The 17,475-nt window shown below is 37.8% G+C and carries 14 protein-coding genes; 6 read left to right on the plus strand and 8 right to left on the minus strand.

From position 1 onward, the window contains the following. Nucleotides 1–81: 81 nt before the first annotated feature. From fumC to prfB, 4 genes are all read right to left on the minus strand, one after another. Nucleotides 82–1,479: a class II fumarate hydratase gene (gene fumC / locus ACZ1GR_RS00455; protein WP_472610315.1), complete on the minus strand. Its 1,398-nt coding sequence runs from the start codon at nucleotides 1,477–1,479 to the stop codon at nucleotides 82–84. Nucleotides 1,480–1,717: 238 nt separating this feature from the next. Continuing rightward, nucleotides 1,718–4,258 carry a TonB-dependent receptor gene (locus ACZ1GR_RS00460; RefSeq protein ID WP_472610316.1) on the minus strand — a complete coding sequence of 847 codons (2,541 nt, stop codon included), beginning with the start codon at nucleotides 4,256–4,258 and terminating at the stop codon, nucleotides 1,718–1,720. Between the two features lies 1 nt (nucleotide 4,259). Beyond that, nucleotides 4,260–4,712 carry a hypothetical protein gene (locus tag ACZ1GR_RS00465; protein ID WP_472610317.1) on the minus strand — a complete coding sequence of 151 codons (453 nt, stop codon included), beginning with the start codon at nucleotides 4,710–4,712 and terminating at the stop codon, nucleotides 4,260–4,262. Nucleotides 4,713–4,812: 100 nt separating this feature from the next. Beyond that, nucleotides 4,813–5,911, minus strand: a protein-coding gene (gene prfB, locus ACZ1GR_RS00470) for a peptide chain release factor 2 (RefSeq protein ID WP_377766737.1) whose coding sequence is annotated in 2 segments (ribosomal slippage) — nucleotides 4,813–5,847 and nucleotides 5,849–5,911 — 1,098 coding nt in all. Because the reading frame shifts where the segments join, the coding sequence is not laid out codon by codon here. Between the two features lie 85 nt (nucleotides 5,912–5,996). Between prfB and ACZ1GR_RS00475 the strand changes: the two genes are divergently transcribed. The 3 genes from ACZ1GR_RS00475 to ACZ1GR_RS00485 all read left to right on the plus strand — a co-directional run bounded on the left by ACZ1GR_RS00475 (nucleotide 5,997) and on the right by ACZ1GR_RS00485 (nucleotide 10,781). Next, nucleotides 5,997–8,399, plus strand: coding sequence for a zinc-dependent metalloprotease (locus ACZ1GR_RS00475; protein WP_472610318.1), 2,403 nt, complete (start codon nucleotides 5,997–5,999; stop codon nucleotides 8,397–8,399). A gap of 8 nt (nucleotides 8,400–8,407) precedes the next feature. Continuing rightward, entirely contained in the window at nucleotides 8,408–9,433 is a 1,026-nt protein-coding gene (locus ACZ1GR_RS00480) for a threonine aldolase family protein (RefSeq protein ID WP_472610319.1), read from the plus strand. Nucleotides 9,434–9,680: 247 nt separating this feature from the next. Then, complete coding sequence (locus ACZ1GR_RS00485; protein ID WP_377766740.1) at nucleotides 9,681–10,781, plus strand: OmpA family protein; 1,101 nt, start codon at nucleotides 9,681–9,683, stop codon at nucleotides 10,779–10,781. 47 nt (nucleotides 10,782–10,828) lie between these two features. Here ACZ1GR_RS00485 and ACZ1GR_RS00490 read toward each other — a convergent pair whose 3' ends face one another. After that, nucleotides 10,829–11,278 (minus strand): thioredoxin family protein, encoded by a 450-nt coding sequence (locus ACZ1GR_RS00490; RefSeq protein WP_472610320.1) that lies wholly within the window; start codon nucleotides 11,276–11,278, stop codon nucleotides 10,829–10,831. Nucleotides 11,279–11,313: 35 nt separating this feature from the next. After that, complete coding sequence (locus ACZ1GR_RS00495; protein ID WP_472610321.1) at nucleotides 11,314–11,640, minus strand: YbaB/EbfC family nucleoid-associated protein; 327 nt, start codon at nucleotides 11,638–11,640, stop codon at nucleotides 11,314–11,316. Between the two features lie 55 nt (nucleotides 11,641–11,695). On the opposite strand from ACZ1GR_RS00495, the gene ACZ1GR_RS00500 reads away from it, so the two are divergent. The 3 genes from ACZ1GR_RS00500 to ACZ1GR_RS00510 all read left to right on the plus strand — a co-directional run bounded on the left by ACZ1GR_RS00500 (nucleotide 11,696) and on the right by ACZ1GR_RS00510 (nucleotide 16,324). After that, nucleotides 11,696–13,834: a S9 family peptidase gene (locus ACZ1GR_RS00500; RefSeq protein WP_472610322.1), complete on the plus strand. Its 2,139-nt coding sequence runs from the start codon at nucleotides 11,696–11,698 to the stop codon at nucleotides 13,832–13,834. Between the two features lie 69 nt (nucleotides 13,835–13,903). Further along, nucleotides 13,904–14,944 (plus strand): PLP-dependent cysteine synthase family protein, encoded by a 1,041-nt coding sequence (locus tag ACZ1GR_RS00505; protein WP_472610323.1) that lies wholly within the window; start codon nucleotides 13,904–13,906, stop codon nucleotides 14,942–14,944. A gap of 120 nt (nucleotides 14,945–15,064) precedes the next feature. Then, nucleotides 15,065–16,324: an aminotransferase class I/II-fold pyridoxal phosphate-dependent enzyme gene (locus tag ACZ1GR_RS00510; RefSeq protein ID WP_472610324.1), complete on the plus strand. Its 1,260-nt coding sequence runs from the start codon at nucleotides 15,065–15,067 to the stop codon at nucleotides 16,322–16,324. 1 nt (nucleotide 16,325) lies between these two features. Here ACZ1GR_RS00510 and ACZ1GR_RS00515 read toward each other — a convergent pair whose 3' ends face one another. Together ACZ1GR_RS00515 and ACZ1GR_RS00520 are read right to left on the minus strand one after the other, a co-directional pair. After that, on the minus strand, nucleotides 16,326–16,868 hold the full coding sequence (locus tag ACZ1GR_RS00515; RefSeq protein ID WP_472610325.1) for a DUF5655 domain-containing protein: 543 nt from the start codon (nucleotides 16,866–16,868) through the stop codon (nucleotides 16,326–16,328). A gap of 4 nt (nucleotides 16,869–16,872) precedes the next feature. Next, nucleotides 16,873–17,460, minus strand: coding sequence for an SRPBCC domain-containing protein (locus tag ACZ1GR_RS00520; RefSeq protein WP_472610326.1), 588 nt, complete (start codon nucleotides 17,458–17,460; stop codon nucleotides 16,873–16,875). Nucleotides 17,461–17,475 lie beyond the last annotated feature (15 nt).

Here is a 17,475-nt window from a genome sequence, read left to right on the forward strand (position 1 = left end):
ATTACGTAAACACTATCCACGTAATAAAAAAGGGACGTCTCTAACGAGCGTCCCTTTTTTCTTTGAAAACTTCTTGAAAATCTATTTAAGGCTTCCTACCATTTTTTCAGGTTTTACCCATTCATCATATTCTTCAGGTGTAACATAGCCTAGATTAACCGCTTCCTCTTTTAAGGTTGTTCCATTCTTGTGAGCGGTATTAGCAATTTCAGCAGCTTTGTAGTAGCCAATCTTTGTGTTTAATGCAGTCACCAACATTAAAGAGTTATTCAATAATGTCTTTATAGTTTCATGATTGGGTTCTATACCCGAAGCACAGTTTACATCAAAACTTACGCAGGCATCGCCCAATAGTTGTGCAGATTGTAAAATATTTGCGGCCATCATTGGTTTGAACACATTTAATTCATAATGCCCTTGGGTGCCGCCTACACTAATGGCAACATCGTTTCCGATGACTTGTGCGCAGACCATCGTCAATGCCTCAGATTGTGTAGGGTTGACTTTACCAGGCATTATCGAACTACCAGGTTCGTTAGCAGGAATTATAATTTCCCCAATTCCCGAACGCGGTCCAGAAGCCATCATTCTAATATCATTGGCAATTTTATTTAAGGAAACGGCTAACTGTTTTAGTGCTCCATGACTTTCAACAATGGCATCATGGGCAGCTAAGGCCTCAAACTTATTTTCTGCAGTTACAAAGGGAAGTCCACTGAACTCGGCAATATACTTTGCAACTAGAACAGCATAGCCTTCAGGAGTGTTCAGACCCGTACCTACAGCGGTTCCACCAAGTGCTAGTTCACTCATATGGGGCAAGGTATTCTTGAGCGCCTTTAGACCATGGTCTAGTTGCGAAACATAACCTGAAAATTCTTGCCCTAAGGTTAGGGGAGTGGCATCCATCAAATGTGTACGCCCAATCTTTACTACATCTTTAAATTCGTTCACTTTTTTGGCAAGGGTATCCCGTAATTGTTGTACTCCAGGTATGGTAACTTCAATTATCTTTTTGTAGGCAGCAATATGCATTCCCGTAGGAAAGGTGTCGTTTGATGATTGTGATTTGTTTACATCATCATTAGGTTGTATGGTTTTTTCTCCCTCGCCAATCTTTTTACCCGCTAATTCATGAGCCCGATTGGCAATAACTTCATTCACGTTCATATTGCTTTGGGTACCTGAACCAGTTTGCCAAATGACCAAAGGAAATTGGTCATCATGTTTGCCTTCTAGAATTTCATCGCATACCGCAGCAATAAGGTCGCGCTTATCTTTTTGCAAAACACCCAGTTCGTGATTGGTATAAGCGGCGGCTTTTTTTAGATAAGCAAAACCATAAACAACCTCTAAGGGCATTGAGGCCGGCGCACCAATTTTAAAGTTATTTCTTGAGCGTTCCGTTTGAGCACCCCAATATTTATCTGATGGCACCTTTACTTCGCCCATCGTATCTTTTTCAATTCTATAACTCATAGTTCCGTAATTATGGTAACAAAGGTAAAGTTTAGTCCTTTTATTTTTTGGAGATTGGGTATAGTTTTAAAATTTTATTAGCAACTGATTTGCAATTTTGCACCTTTTCAAGGTATCTTTGTAGTATAAATTAAATTTTCATGGTAGAGTTTGACCAATATCTCGGATTTTTAGCTTTTTTGACCATACTTACGATTGGATTCTGGTTAATGATTTTTCTATTAACTTTTGTAGTTCCTTATTGGTTAGGTGGAAATTTACTGGAAATGTGGAAAGAAAGACGCGAGGCTAAAAGAGCTAAGCGCAACGAATAAAAAAAGGAGCCATTTGGCTCCTTTTTTGTTTTATTATCCTTCAAATTCTTCTCCCCCCCGTCGTCACCCTGTCTTCCTTGGCTTCGTTTCTTCTTTTGGTTAAAGCGATAGGTGAAAGAAATATTGAAGCTGCGCACTCTCCATTGAAATTCACTATCACTGTTGAAAAATGGGGTTACTGTCTCACTAACTCTTCTTTGGCTATTAAAAACATCACTTATATTAAATGCAAGGGAAGCCTTTTCTTTAAATAAGTCTTTACTAAAGGCCAAACTCATAGAGAATATACCCTGAATTTTTGTTTGTGCGGTTTCAGAAGGTCCCCTGTAGAACAATCTGGTTTGCCAATCTACTTTTCCTGGTAAGGTAATCTTATTGTTAAGTCTAACAAACCAGCTTAGGTTTTCGGCATCAAAGTTTTGGCCATTAAAATCACCTCGAGTAATCAGATTGAAAAGATTGACATTACCATTAATGTTCCATTTTTTTGTTGGTCGGTAATTGGCATTCATTTCAAAACCATAACGATCATTCTTTGCAAGATTTACAGGTGTTCTTCTAATAATACTTACCTGTTCGCCGTCAAAAACAGTATCCTCTCCCGTATCTTCGGTAATGAATGTAATAACATCTGTAGCTCTTGCGAAGTAGATAGAACTGTTGAGGGTTAACTTTTCATAACGTTTTAGGTATCCAAAATCCACCTGATTAGAAAATGATGGGGTTAAGTTCGGATTCCCTTGGAAAAGATTGGTAGGGCTTGACCTGGAAGGAAAAGGATTTAAAAAGAATGACCTGGGCCTTCTAATCCTTCTATTATAACCGAACTGTATGCTTTCCATTTCATTAAACTCATAGTTTAAGTTTAAAGTGGGGAAAAGACCATCAAAATTATTTCTATTAAAATCTCCTGTTTCAATTTGATTGATAATCAATCTTGTAGATTCATAACGAAGACCACTTAAGAAAGAGAATTTTTTAATTTTTGTTCCGAATTGGGTGTATACTGCATTAATGGTCTCTTTATAGTCGAGTACATTACTTGGGTTGGTAATGCCCAGTTCAGCTATGGTCGGGCTAATAAAGACAACATCATAATCCGTATTTAGTTTATTAAAGTCCCCACGATACCCCAGTTCAAACTGGCCGTTTTCACCAATGGGAACAACATAATCAGATTGCATAAACACCCTGCGTTGATCTTCAATGGTTGCAACACTTTCACTATCAAAACCATTTTGAATAATTAAAGACTCTTCAGATTCATCACTGGTTTCGTATTGAAACGCAAAGGTCAATTTGTGGTCAGAATTGCCATTGAATTGTTTATCATAATTCAAAGAATACTGAAAAGTTCTATCATCTTCAGTTTCTGGGTCAAATCGAAATCCAGAACTTGTATCGCCCAAAGCATCGGTTTGAAAAAAGGTATTTGTTGTTTCACTGCTATTCTTAGAGCTTCTTAGAAAAATGGACTGCGTAATAGACGAAGTTTTATTTACATACCATTCAACTCCAAAATTTACGTTGTATCCTTTTCTTTCTCGTTCGATGTCGCGTTCTTCCCTGATGGAATTTGTGAAATCACCCGTTGTATCGAAAAAATTAGTGGAATTAAAAGAATTTCCGGGGCGTTGTCGATAGTTATACCCTGTATTTGTAAAAATATTTAGGTCTCCGGTTCTGTAATTTAAATTTCCGTTTATGCCAGCGGAGTACGGATATCCTAGATTGGTGGTCAATGCTCCGTTTAAACCTTGTAGTTTGCTTCGTCTTAAAATAATGTTGATGATTCCGCCAGAACCTTCAGCATCATACCTAGCGGAAGGAGAGGTGATGACCTCGACTTTTTCTATAGATTCAGCAGGTAGTTGGCGCAAAGCATCAGTACTGTTTAGACCGGTAATTGCAGAGGGCTTGCCATTGATTAAGATACGAACATCATCATTTCCTCTGAGTTGAACATTGCCTTCAACGTCTACGGAAACTGAAGGCACATTGTCTAAAACGTCGCTTACCGTACCACCACTAACGGTAAGGTCTTTGCCAACATTATAAATCTTTTTATCTAATCGTAATTCTACTGTTGTGCGTTCGGCAATGACGTCTACTTCGGCTAGTTGTTCTACATCTATGGAAAGGGTAATCGTACCTAAATCAGTATCTGAACGGAGTAGTTGCTTCTCTTTTCTAAATGTTTTATATGAAATAAATTCAACGGATATGTTGTACATGCCAGCAGGTGCTTCTACTTCAAATACACCATCTAAATTGGTGATTCCTCCCGTTACTTCTTGTGGGTTTCGAACGCTTTGCAGTACAAGCGTGGCATATTCCAATGGTGCACCAGAACCTTTTTCGATTACCTTTCCTGTTACTTTTATGTTTGGTCTCTGGCCTTGGGGTCTTTGAGCTATTAACGTTGTTAAGTTTAAAACAAGCGTTAAAAGTAACAGTTTCTTCATATTAGGATTTTGATTTCTTTTTCTTTTTTTTCTTCTTCGCCTTGAATTGGTTCTTCTGTAAGTCCAAGTAGGCATTGTATTTTTCTTCTGGCAGCCCAGCCTTTATTTCTTCATCTTGAAGCTTTGCAAGTTTCTCATATTCTTCTTTCATTTTTTTGGGCTCGAGTTTGAGTATTTGAAGCTCCATTCTTTTCTGCACATACTTTATTAAAGTTGTACGAACCACAGCTTCTTCAAAAGGGTCAAGCTCTAATGACTCAGAAATTTTGGGCATTTGTTCATCAACTACTTCGTCCGCAGTTTTTGCTTCTGGTTCTTTTGGAGGTGTTTGAGCCTGAGGTATGGCACTTCTTCCGCCCTGTCTACCATAGCGATTACCATAACCGTATTGTGCTTCAACGGTATAAATGCTTAAAAGAAAAAATAAAAAAGCAAGTTGTAGTAGTGCTTTCATAATATTAGGATTTCAAAATTAGAGTAAGGTTTAAACTAGCTTGGTTAAATGTATGTTAAATGAATCGATGTGTACAAAACAATATTTGTGCCGAATCTTATTATTCTTCCGTTTTTTGCCCCATCATCATTAAAAATGCTTTTAGAAACCTATCGATATCCCCGTCCATTACGGCATCTACATTACCGGTTTCCTCAGCTGTTCTTACATCTTTGACCAACTTATAAGGGTGCATTACATAATTTCTGATTTGTGAACCCCATTCAATCTTCATTTTTGAGGATTCTATCTCTTGTCTAGCTTCTTGTTTTTTTCTCAGTTCTATTTCGTAGAGCTGCGATTTTAACATTTTCATTGCCGTAGCTCTATTGTCATGTTGCGAACGTGAATCAGAACAAGAAATCTGAATACCAGTAGGCTTATGAACCAATTGTACCTTGGTTTCGACTTTATTTACATTCTGTCCACCAGCTCCACTAGATCTCGCAGTTGTAATTTCAATATCAGCAGGATTGATATCAATTTCTATGGTATCATCGGCTAAAGGATAAACATAAACCGATGCAAATGAAGTATGACGCTTGGCATTACTGTCAAATGGAGAGATTCGGACCAAACGATGCACTCCGTTTTCCCCTTTTAACCAACCAAAGGCATAATCCCCCTCAATTTCAATGGTAACCGTTTTTATTCCGGCTACATCTCCTTCTTGATAGTTTAGCTCTTTTACTTTATAACCATTCTTTTCGCTCCACATCAAATACATACGCATCAACATGGCCGCCCAATCACAGCTTTCGGTACCTCCGGCACCTGCAGTTATCTGCAGAACAGCTGTAAGTTCGTCCCCTTCATCCGAAAGCATATTCTTGAATTCCAAATTTTCAAGAAGTTCGACCGCCTTGTCGTGTTTTTCAGAAACTTCTTCCTCACCGACCTCCCCAGCCTCTTGAAATTCCAATAAAACTTCTAAATCGTTGATAAGGGTCTTGGCCGAGTTAAAACTTTCAACCCAATTCTTCTTAGATTTTATAGATTTCATTTGAATTTGGGCCTCTTTCGGATTGTCCCAAAAGCCAGGAGCTAAGGTTTTCTCCTCTTCGTTTTCTATCTGAATAAGCTTGGCATCAATGTCAAAGATACCTCCTTAACGCGCCAAGGCGATCCATAAGATCTTTATGTTGATCTGTAGTTACCATATAAAATGTTTAGAACAAAAATAGGCTTTGCTCTATGGCTAGGCAATCAATTTTATATAAATTTAGAACTCCAATAAAACCAAACATGAAAAACAGCTTGACTTTTATTTTCGCAGTGGTATTTTCAATTTCATCTGCACTTGCCCAAAGTTTTGACAAGACAAAGAATTTTCAAAAATTTAATGGTTATTTCAACTTTTACTATGATGATGGTAATGATAAGATGTATTTACAAGTAGATGATTTAGAAAAGGAATTTCTCTATGTATATTCTTTAAGTAGTGGTATCGGCAGCAATGATATTGGTTTAGATAGGGGACAGCTCGGTAATGAGCAGGTTGTTTTTTTTAGAAAAGCAGGAACAAAATTGATGCTCGTTCAGCCGAATCTAAAGTTTAGGGCCCTCACCGAAAATGACTTAGAACGTAAATCGGTTGAACAGGCCTTCGCAAAATCTATTTTACATGGATTTAAGATTATTGAGGAACAGAAAGGAAGCTATTTAATCGATATCACTGATTTTTTAATGCGTGATGCCCATGGCGTGAGCGGCAGGTTGCAACGTAGTAAGCAAGGTTCTTATAGCCTTGATAAAAGTAAAAGCGCTTTGGCGTTAGAACGTACAAAAGCTTTTCCCAAAAATATAGAATTCGATGTCACTTTAACTTTTAAGGGACAACCCAAAGGAAATTATATCAGATCGGTTACACCCAACGCAAATTTGGTTACGGTTGCCCAGCACCATTCCTTAATTGAATTACCAGATTCGAAGTATGAAAAACGCGTATTTGACCCAAGATGTGGATCTTATCCCTTTTCATATTATGATTATGCCACTCCAGTGCAAGAGCCCATTTTAAAGCGTTACATTACAAGACATCGTTTAGAAAAGAAAAACCCTAACGCCGAGCTTAGTGAAGCTGTTGCCCCGATTATTTATTATTTAGATAATGGTACACCAGAGCCTGTGCGCTCCGCATTATTGGATGGAGGACGTTGGTGGAATCAAGCTTTTGAGGCCATCGGCTATAAAGACGCTTTTCAACTTAAAATTTTACCAGACGATGCAGATCCAATGGACGTGCGGTATAATGTAATTCAATGGGTTCATCGTTCCACACGAGGTTGGAGCTATGGCAGCAGTATAACCGACCCAAGAACAGGTGAAATCATGAAAGGGCATGTGAGTTTGGGTAGTTTACGAATACGGCAAGATTTTTTAATAGCCCAGGCGCTGATGAACAAACCTTTTGCCGAGCGTGACGATAACTACCAGCCTATGTTAGAAATGGCCTTGGCTAGAATACGTCAGCTATCTGCCCATGAGATAGGGCACACCCTAGGTTTTGCCCACAATTTTGCCGCAAGCACCAATGGCCGGGCTTCGGTTATGGATTATCCTCACCCTCAATTCAAGTTAAATGGTGATGAAATTGACTTTTCGGAGGCTTATGCCGTAAATATTGGTGATTGGGACAAAGTAACGGTGGCATATTCGTATTCCGATTTTCAAAGAAATTCTGAGCAAGAAGGATTGCAGAATATTTTGAAAGATGCTCAAAATGCAGGTTTGCGATATATATCTGACCAAGACGCAAGGCCAATGGGAGGCGCCCATGCTTTGGCACACCTCTGGGACAATGGAAATAATATAAGCATGGAACTCGAAGAGGTTTTAAAAATCAGGAAAACAGCTATCAACAACTTTTCAATAGACAATATTAGAAGGGGAGAGCCAAACTCTGTCTTAGAAGATGTTTTTGCACCGCTTTATTTTTTTCATCGCTATCAAACAGAAGGCGTGGCTAAAATAATTGGAGGGTTGGATTATAATTATGCAGTCAAAGGTGATGGTCAAAAAACCGTTTCTATGGTAAACAAATCAACTCAAGAAGAAGCCCTTAAAAGTATATTAAAAACCTTAGATGCTGCACAGATTGCCATTCCTAGTGAAAAGTTAGCATTGTTTCCACCAAGGGCAATCGGGTATGGCAGGTCAAGAGAATCATTGAAAGGAAAGACTGGTGTTTCTTTCGATGCACTTTCTGCGCCAGAAACTGCCGCAGATATGACCCTGGGATTATTACTGCATGCAGAACGTGCTTCTCGACTTATTCAACAAAAAGCTACGGACACTGATAATCTGGGCTTGCAGGAGGTTTTGGATGCGCTTGTTGATAGCACTATTAATAGGTCTATAAAAAACCCGTATTTAAATGAAGTTCAGCAAAACATTAATTTTAGGGTGTTGTTCCACATAATGAATTTAGCTTCGCATACAGAAGTTCATCCTCAGGTAAATGCAATAGCAAATCAAACGCTTAGAAATCTTTCTCAGAAAATTGCACTAGCGGGATTAAAAAATCCAATTAAAGCTGAGATGTCTCGAAGAATAAGTGATTTTTATGCACATCCTGAGCAGTTTCAGGCTATTCCAACACCTACGATTCCTGATGGCTCACCTATAGGAATGGCCTGTTTTAATTAAACGGTTTTATGGAAATAAATTTAATAAGTGACACGGTCACAAAGCCAACTGCTGGAATGCTTGATGCGATGATGAATGCGGAAGTAGGGGATGACGTCTTTAAAAATGACCCTACCGTAAATCAATTGGAAGCCAAGGTTGCCGAATTGTTTGGCATGGAAGCATCCTTATTTTTTCCGAGTGGCAGTATGACCAATCAAACGGCAATAAAATTGCATACTCAACCTGGGGAACAATTGATCTGTGATAAGTATGCCCATGTATACAATTATGAGGGCGGTGGTGCTAGTTTTAATAGTGGTGTTTCCTGCAAACTTGTAGATGGAAATAGGGGAATGATGACAGCTGAGCAGGTGGAAGCCGGTATAAATCCTCCTGATTTTTATCATAGCCCTCTAACTAGTTTGGTCTGTATTGAAAACACAACCAATAAAGGTGGTGGCGCTTGTTGGAGTTTTGATGAGCTAAAACAAATAAGAAAAGTATGTGACGACAATAATCTTAAATATCATTTGGATGGTGCCCGACTTTGGAATGCGATGGTTGCAAAGGGTGAAACACCTGAGCAATATGGTGCATTGTTTGATTCAATCAGCGTTTGTTTGAGCAAAGGTCTTGGATGCCCAATAGGCTCCGTTTTGGTTGGTAGCGAAAAACTTATTCATGAAGCGGTAAGGGTGCGTAAAATTTTGGGAGGTGGAATGCGGCAGGCAGGGTTCTTAGCCGCTGCAGGCATTTATGCTTTGGATAATCATGTTGAAAGATTGGCAGATGATCATCGAAAGGCCCTAGAAATAGGTTCTGTTCTAAACAATCTTGAGGTAATAAAGAAAGTCGAACCTATAGAAACGAATATCATCATTTTTGAGGTGGAGGAATCTTTAATTTCTGCAGATGTGTTTGTAAAAAAGCTTGAAGAAAATAATATTTCGATCATTAGTATGGGTCAGGGTAAATTAAGAATCGTCACGCACCTAGATTATACGAATACCATGCATCATAAATTTTTAGAAATCCTTGAAAATTTATTTTAATTCTGATTTTTACCGACGAAAAATCAGAAGTTAAGTGATAAACTATTGTATTTTAAATAATTACAAGTGATACTAACTTTTGATTTAAGCGATTTTTATTGAATTATTCGTAACGCATTCCTTGTACTTGATAAATTATTTTCAAATTTTGTGACTTTTTTAAGAAATAGGGTTCTTAGTTATTGATTAGGATATATATTGTATATCACTATAAATTTAATTAACTAACACAGTAACACTAACTATTATGAAAAAAGTTCTATTTCTTTTGGCAGTATTTGCCACCGCCGCAATTAATGCGCAAGATTTACCTACAAACCCAGAACCAGGTAAATGTTATGTACGTTGTACTACCCCTGATGTTTACACCAATGAAACAATGACAGTAGTAACAAAGCCCGCTTATAAGGTTTTAAAAACAGTTCCTGCAACTTACAAGACAGTTACAGAAAGAGTATTGGTAAAAGAAGAAGGTAAGAGACTCGCTGTAATTCCGGCAAAATGGGGAACTGAAACAGTATCCTATGTTTCTAAAGAAGCAGGAAATTCTTTAAGAATTACACCTGCCAGTTTTAGAGCCAGTTCTGAAACAATTGAGGTTAAACCAGCCTATGCTCAATGGGAGCTAGGTTCGCCAGCCCCAGATTGTGCTTCTGGAAATCCTGATGATTGTCGCTACTGGTGTTATAAAGGTTACCCAGCAGAATACACTACGGTAAGTACTCAAGTTCTTGCAAATGATGCGTCAACTGAAAAGATTGCCGGTTCAGTAAAGAATGCTACATATACCAAAAGAGTAATGTTAGAGCCAGCTAAGGTTGTTGAAGAGGTAATTCCTGCTGAATATGCTACCATTACTAAAACGGTATTGGATAAAGACGCCTACACTGTTGAAGAAACGGTGCCAGCTGTAACTAAGACGATTACTAAGGAAGTATTAAAAACTAAAGGTGGATTAACTACTTGGAAAGAAGTTGAATGTTCATTGGTCGAGTACCAAGCTTTACCTATCAACTGGAATTTAGGAAGCGCAAGCTTAACTGCTGAGGCTAAAAGAATCATCGATTCTAGATTAATGCCTGTATTACAACAAAATCCTGGTACAAAATTAGAGATCGCTTCTCATACAGATGCCAGAGGTGGCGCAACATCTAACCAAAGTCTTTCTGAAAGAAGAGCTAAGGCTGTTGCCGATTACTTAATTTCTAAGGGAGTTAACTCTAGCTTATTGGTAGCTAACGGTTACGGAGAAAGAAAATTGAAAAATAGATGTGCCGACGGTGTTTCTTGTACTGAAAGAGAGCACTCTGCAAACAGAAGAACTGAATTTAGATTGATTAATAACTAAACACTACTATTCAATCATTAAAAAGCCTCCTTTTCGGGAGGCTTTTTTTATTTATTCTTTTTTAAAAAATCGAGATGGTATTTTACCTCTCCATTCATGCTATAGCCAGAATAATCATCAAGCAATACCCCATTAGGGCTGAGCACTGCCATTAAAGGGAAAACACCTTTTTTATTGTATTTGGGCAGTAGCTCCTTATTTTTTGCGTATTGTTCTGGTGTAAGGATATCTTTATTCCTTGGAATGTCAACATATAATAGCACATATTCTGCAGACAATTCACGGAATTCATTGGTGTCAAATAAATCTTTTTTGAGCATCTTACATGGAGGGCACCAATCACTTCCCGTAAAATATACCAATACATTCTTTTTATTTTTTTTAGCCTGTTTTAAAACAGTCTTATAATCTGTTTGCCATTCTACGGAAGTCAATTCTGTTTCCGAAACCTTCGGAACCAAAAACAGAAAAGTAAAAATATATAATAAGGTTTTCATTTCTTTTTATTTTCTATGGGCAAAAAGCTTGCCGTTTATTTAAATAACGAATCCATTCCCGGAATATTGGGCATACCTTCCTTGGCCACTGCAGCAAGCTCTGTCTCGTTTATAGCTGTTGCTTTTTCAATGGCCTTATTTAGGGTAAGCACTAAATAATCTTCTAATTGCTCTTTGTCTTCCAAAAGATTGGCATCAATGCTTATATTCTTTATGTGTCTATTGGCGGTAAGCGTAACTCTTAATAACCCATCCGATGAGGCTTCATCTACCATTACGGTATCTAAACGCGCCTTTGTTGCTTTTACTTTTTCTTGGGTGTCCTTAAGCTTACCCATCATACCCATTAAATCACCAAACATAGTTTTCAAGATTAAATTCAATGACAAAATTACTAAATTGGTGAAAATTCAAATAATGAGACAAGCTATACAGCAACTACCTATTCTTTTTTTCTGCCTTATTTTTGCCGCTTCTTGTATAAATGAGAAAAAAGAAAATACTTCAATGACTTTACCACAAGCAAAGAAAATTCCGAAAAACCTTGAAATTCATGGTGATACCCGAGTGGATAACTACTATTGGTTAAATGACCGCGAAAATGATGAAGTTATAGCGTATTTAGAAGCTGAGAACAAATATTATCAAGAGCAAACAAAGCACACCAAGTCTTTTCAAGAAGAGCTCTTTTTAGAGATGAAATCGAGAATAAAAGAAGATGACGAGTCCGTTCCTTACAAAAGAGATGGGTATTATTATCTCACGCGATATGAAAAAGGAAAAGAATATCCCATTTATTCACGAAAAAAGGAATCTTTGGATGCTGAGGAAGAAATTTTGTTCAATTGCAATGAATTAGCTGCAGCACATGATTTTTTTAATCTAAGGGGAGTTTCAGTTAGTCCCGATAATAAATTAGCTGCTTTTGGTACCGATACAGTTTCTAGAAGACAGTATTTTATTCAGATCAAGAACCTTGTTACTGGAGAAATTTATCCAGATAAAATTGAGAATACAACAGGAGGCTCTGTATGGGCTGCAGATAACAAAACCCTATTTTATACCAAAAAAGATCCGGTAACACTGCGTTCAGATAAAATTTATAAACATCGATTGGGTACCGACGCAGAAGAAGATGAATTGGTGTTCCATGAAGAAGATGATACCTATAACACCTTTGTTTATAAGACGAAATCACGCAAATATATCGTTATTGGCTCTATTAGTACCTTAACTTCAGAATACAGATTTATACCAACAGATGCTCCAGATAGTGAATTTAAAATTTTCTCTCCGCGAACTAGGGGGTTAGAATATTCTATTTCTCACTATGGTGACAGTTTTTATATTTTGACGAATAAGGACGATGCCACCAATTTTAAATTAATGAAGACCTCCGAAGACAGCACAACTTCTGATAATTGGACAGAATTTATTGGCCATAGAGAAAACGTTCTTTTAGAGGATATTGATATTTTTAAAGACTACTATGTGCTATCGGAACGTGAAAATGGTTTGAACAAAATGAAGATTGTTCGTTGGGATGGTTCTGATAGTTACTATTTGCCCTTTGATAGCGAGACCTATGTTGCGGGCGCTAGTACGAACCTTGACTTTGATACTGAAAAGCTGCGCTATTTCTATAATGCCATGACCTCGCCTTATGCCATTATCGATTTTAATATGCGTACCAAAGAGAGTGAAGTATTAAAACAACAGGAAGTGTTAGGTGGCGATTTTAATAAAGAAAACTATCGTTCAGAACGTATTTGGGCAACAGCCTCAGATGGTACGAAGGTACCAGTATCAATGGTGTATCACAAGAATACTAAGCTAGATGGTAGCAGCCCATTATTACAATATGCCTATGGGTCTTATGGCTCAACAATAGATCCTTATTTTTCTTCGGTTCGATTAAGTCTATTGGATAGAGGATTTATCTACGCAATTGCCCATGTAAGGGGAGGTGAGTATTTGGGCAGGCCATGGTATGAAGACGGTAAGTTACTCACCAAAAAGAATACGTTTACAGATTTTGTAGATGTATCTAAGCATCTAATAGCAGAAAAGTATACTTCACCAGAGCATTTATATGCTATGGGTGGCTCCGCTGGAGGCTTGTTGATGGGAGCAATTGTGAATATGGCTCCAGAACTATACAATGGGGTTATAGCTGCAGTGCCTTTTGTAGATGTTATAACGACCATGTTAGATGATAGTATTCCTTTGACCACAGGCGAGTATGATGAATGGGGAAATCCTAATGATAAAACGTATTACGATTATATTAAAGCCTACTCCCCATACGATAATGTAGAAGCGAAAGAATACCCCAATCTTTTAGTAACCACTGGGCTTCACGATTCTCAGGTACAGTATTGGGAGCCAGCCAAGTGGGTGGCCAAACTAAGGGAGTATAAGACTGATAACAATCAACTTTTCTTGGATACGAATATGGAAGCAGGGCATGGGGGAGCTTCCGGAAGATTTGAGGCATTAAAGGAGACAGCGAAGGAATATGCCTTTATTTTAGATTTGGAAGGAAAAATCCGATAAAATAAAAATTGTTATTTTTGCACCTGTAATAAAGGCTTTAGGGCTTTATTTACAAGACCTTACTTAACTATGGAGAATAACATTAATGCTTATAATAGCGTCTTAGATTTAGTGGGTAATACCCCTCTTATCAAACTAAATCGTATTGCTGATGCTTTAACTGGTAACTTCTACGCTAAAGTAGAAGCGTTTAACCCAGGGCATTCAGCTAAGGATAGAATTGCCGTTCATATCATTGAAGAAGCTGAAAGAAAAGGCCTTTTGAATGCTGAAAGCACCATTATCGAGACCACTTCTGGCAATACAGGATTTAGCTTGGCCATGGCAAGCATGGTTAAAGGTTACAAATGTATTTTAGCGGTTAGTTCTAAATCGTCACCCGATAAAATTGATATGTTGCGCTCTATGGGCGCTCAAGTATATGTTTGTCCTGCCCATGTCAGTGCCGATGACCCACGTTCTTACTATGAGGTTGCCAAACGTTTGCATAAAGAGACTAAAGGTTCCATTTATATCAATCAATATTTCAACGAATTAAATATTGAAGCACATTATAGAACCACGGGGCCTGAAATCTGGAAACAGACCAATGGTAATATTACCCATTTGGTAGTATGTAGTGGAACAGGTGGAACGATTTCCGGTACGGCTCGCTTTCTTAAAGAACAAAATCCAGATATCAAGGTTTTAGCAGTTGATGCCTATGGTTCGGTTCTTAAGAAATATCACGAAACCGGCGAGTTCGATCATGAAGAAATTTATCCTTACAGAATAGAAGGTCTAGGTAAAAACCTAATTCCAAGCGCTACCGACTTTAATACGATAGATCGCTATATCAAGGTTACCGATGCAGAAAGTGCGCATATGGCCCGTAAAATAGCACATACCGAGGGTATGTTTGTTGGGTACACCAGTGGTGCCGCAATGCAAGCTGTGATGCAATATGGTATGGAGGGTGAGTTTAAAAAAGATAGTAATGTGGTGGTAATTTTCCCTGATCATGGGTCACGCTACATGAGCAAAATCTATAGTGATGAGTGGATGCAAAATCAAGGGTTTTTTGATGCTAAGAATGCAGAAACTCCAACAGAAATTCAATATATCAAGTAAGTAAAAAATAAGAAGTTTAAGAGCGGTAACTTCTTTTAAGTTGCCGCTTTTTGTTTGTAATAAAGACATTGCGTCGTTAGTAAAATTGCATATTTTTGCAACTCATACAATTTAAGGTAGATGAAAGATTTATTTGAAAGAATTATAGAAAATAAAGGACCGTTAGGAAAATGGGCTTCACAGGCAGAAGGTTACTTTGTATTTCCAAAATTAGAAGGACCTATATCTAACCGAATGAAATTCCAAGGTAAAGAGGTCATCACTTGGAGTATTAATGATTATTTAGGCCTTGCAAATCTACCTGAGGTTAAAAAAGTTGATGGTGAAGCAGCACATGAACATGGTTCAGCATACCCTATGGGTGCCCGTATGATGAGCGGCCACACAGATTTCCATGAACAATTGGAGAAAGAATTGGCTGCCTTTGTAAGCAAAGAAGCTTCTTACTTATTGAATTTTGGATATCAGGGATTTATGTCTGTTGTGGATGCTTTGGTCACCAAAGATGATATCATTGTTTACGATGTTGATGCACACGCTTGTATTATAGACGGTGTACGTCTGCATATGGGAAAAAGATTCACCTTTATGCATAATGACGTTGAAAGTTTAGAAAAAAACTTGGAGCGTGCCACTAAAATGGCAGAGCAAACAGGAGGGGGTATTTTGGTGATCTCCGAAGGGGTTTTTGGAATGCGTGGTGAGCAAGGTATTTTGAAGGAAATCGTTGCTTTAAAGAAAAAGTTCAACTTTAGGTTGTTGGTCGATGATGCCCACGGTTTTGGCACACTAGGTAAAACGGGGGCCGGAGCAGGCGAGGAGCAAGGTGTACAAGACGATATCGATGTGTATTTGGCCACTTTTGCCAAGTCTATGGCCAGTATCGGTGCTTTTGTAGCTGCAGACCAAGAAATTATCGACTATTTAAAATATAACCTACGTTCCCAAATGTTCGCAAAATCATTGCCTATGGTTTACGTGAAAGGAGCATTAAAGCGTTTGGATATGATGCGCACAATGCCCCAATTGAAGGCAAAATTGTGGGAAAACGTAGATGCATTGCAAAACGGACTTAAAGAACGTGGTTTTGATATTGGTACTACATCCAGTTGTGTTACTCCGGTGTATTTGAACGGTAGTATTCCAGAGGCTATGGCTTTGGTAAAGGATTTACGCGAGAATTACGGTATTTTCTGTTCTATAGTTGTTTATCCGGTTATTCCTAAAGGATTGATACTATTACGTTTAATCCCTACGGCTACGCATACGATGGAAGACATTTCAGAGACTCTTGATGCTTTTTCCAGTATTCGTGAAAGGTTGGAAAATGGAACGTACAAAAGGTTGTCTGCTGCCGTTGCCGCAGCAATGGGGGAGTAGGTTACATCGCTTTTTCGTAAGCTTCTTTCATCCAATTGATTAATTCAGCATCTATTTCTATTGTTGAGGTCAATTGTACACGATGTGTGCACATTGTACCGAAAGGGCCAGAATCACCAAGCCTATCTGTGGTTGGTTTGTCTTTTAGTTTAAGGCCTAAATCTATTCTGGTTTTTGTAGCTGGTTTTATAAGTACAAATTGTCTTTTTCGAATAATGCTCACGCTTCCTTTTTTGGGTGTAATGGTAATATCGTTTCCAAAAGGTTTAATTACTTCTAATAGCTTTTCATAAATAGGAAATAAGGCTTCTTTGCCCTTGTATTGCGCTTCTACCAAATTAACAGGAGCTTGATTCTCCCCTTTTGATAATGTTACAATAGTATTTGCAAAACCGTGGGTTACGTTGTGCTCTGTTTTAAGAAAATTCACCCCTTCAGAATGTTTTGTGAATGATTTTGTTTTGAGGATTGATTTCCATTCTTCTAACGATTTACCAGTTTTTTCTGGCATGTTAGAAATCATGGTTTGTAGGGCCTGGTCCATAGGTTTAGTATTTTATAGATGGTTTGCCTGTTTCTAAATATGAAATCAGGTTAAGATATGATTGTTCATTCCCTTGAATAAAAAAATTCATCAACGACATATATTTTTCCTTTTTTTTATACCCCATACCATAAGAAATCACTTTTGTTTTCGATGAACTCATCTCTTCAAAAAGAATCATATTGAATAAGTCTTTTTCATCTTCTTTCATAAATTCCGGGAAATTTTTAGTGAGTTCGGCTTGTAACGTTAACATCCGTTTCGGGATGTAATTTATGATATGCAATGTAATTGTAGATTCATCTCCAACTTTTCCAAGCCTATTGTAATTAGTTTTAATGGTACCATTTATTTTAAAATCTACCTCAGCTATCGGAACCGCCCAACTTTCCCATCCTATTTTTGTGACATAGGCATTCCATACCGAATCTAAGGGAACGTTTACTTCAAAAGATTGTTTCAATACCATATTATCTGCTTTCGAGGAATCGATAACCGATTTTATTCGTGATGCGGAATTGTCATTTGGATTTTGAGCAAATAGTATGGCAGAAAAGGAAAGAAATAGTATTTGAAGTAAATGTGTCTTCATGTTTCTAAAATGAGA

Source organism: Croceitalea sp. W27 (assembly GCF_055693185.1).

Bases quoted from the DNA above. Each gene is read 5' to 3' on its own strand.
- fumC (WP_472610315.1), bottom strand. From the start codon at position 1,479: ATGAGTTATAGAATTGAAAAAGATACGATGGGCGAAGTAAAGGTGCCA.
- ACZ1GR_RS00460 (WP_472610316.1), bottom strand. From the start codon at position 4,258: ATGAAGAAACTGTTACTTTTAACGCTTGTTTTAAACTTAACAACGTTA.
- ACZ1GR_RS00465 (WP_472610317.1), bottom strand. From the start codon at position 4,712: ATGAAAGCACTACTACAACTTGCTTTTTTATTTTTTCTTTTAAGCATT.
- ACZ1GR_RS00475 (WP_472610318.1), top strand. From the start codon at position 5,997: ATGAAAAACAGCTTGACTTTTATTTTCGCAGTGGTATTTTCAATTTCA.
- ACZ1GR_RS00480 (WP_472610319.1), top strand. From the start codon at position 8,408: ATGGAAATAAATTTAATAAGTGACACGGTCACAAAGCCAACTGCTGGA.
- ACZ1GR_RS00485 (WP_377766740.1), top strand. From the start codon at position 9,681: ATGAAAAAAGTTCTATTTCTTTTGGCAGTATTTGCCACCGCCGCAATT.
- ACZ1GR_RS00490 (WP_472610320.1), bottom strand. From the start codon at position 11,278: ATGAAAACCTTATTATATATTTTTACTTTTCTGTTTTTGGTTCCGAAG.
- ACZ1GR_RS00495 (WP_472610321.1), bottom strand. From the start codon at position 11,640: ATGTTTGGTGATTTAATGGGTATGATGGGTAAGCTTAAGGACACCCAA.
- ACZ1GR_RS00500 (WP_472610322.1), top strand. From the start codon at position 11,696: ATGAGACAAGCTATACAGCAACTACCTATTCTTTTTTTCTGCCTTATT.
- ACZ1GR_RS00505 (WP_472610323.1), top strand. From the start codon at position 13,904: ATGGAGAATAACATTAATGCTTATAATAGCGTCTTAGATTTAGTGGGT.
- ACZ1GR_RS00510 (WP_472610324.1), top strand. From the start codon at position 15,065: ATGAAAGATTTATTTGAAAGAATTATAGAAAATAAAGGACCGTTAGGA.
- ACZ1GR_RS00515 (WP_472610325.1), bottom strand. From the start codon at position 16,868: ATGGACCAGGCCCTACAAACCATGATTTCTAACATGCCAGAAAAAACT.
- ACZ1GR_RS00520 (WP_472610326.1), bottom strand. From the start codon at position 17,460: ATGAAGACACATTTACTTCAAATACTATTTCTTTCCTTTTCTGCCATA.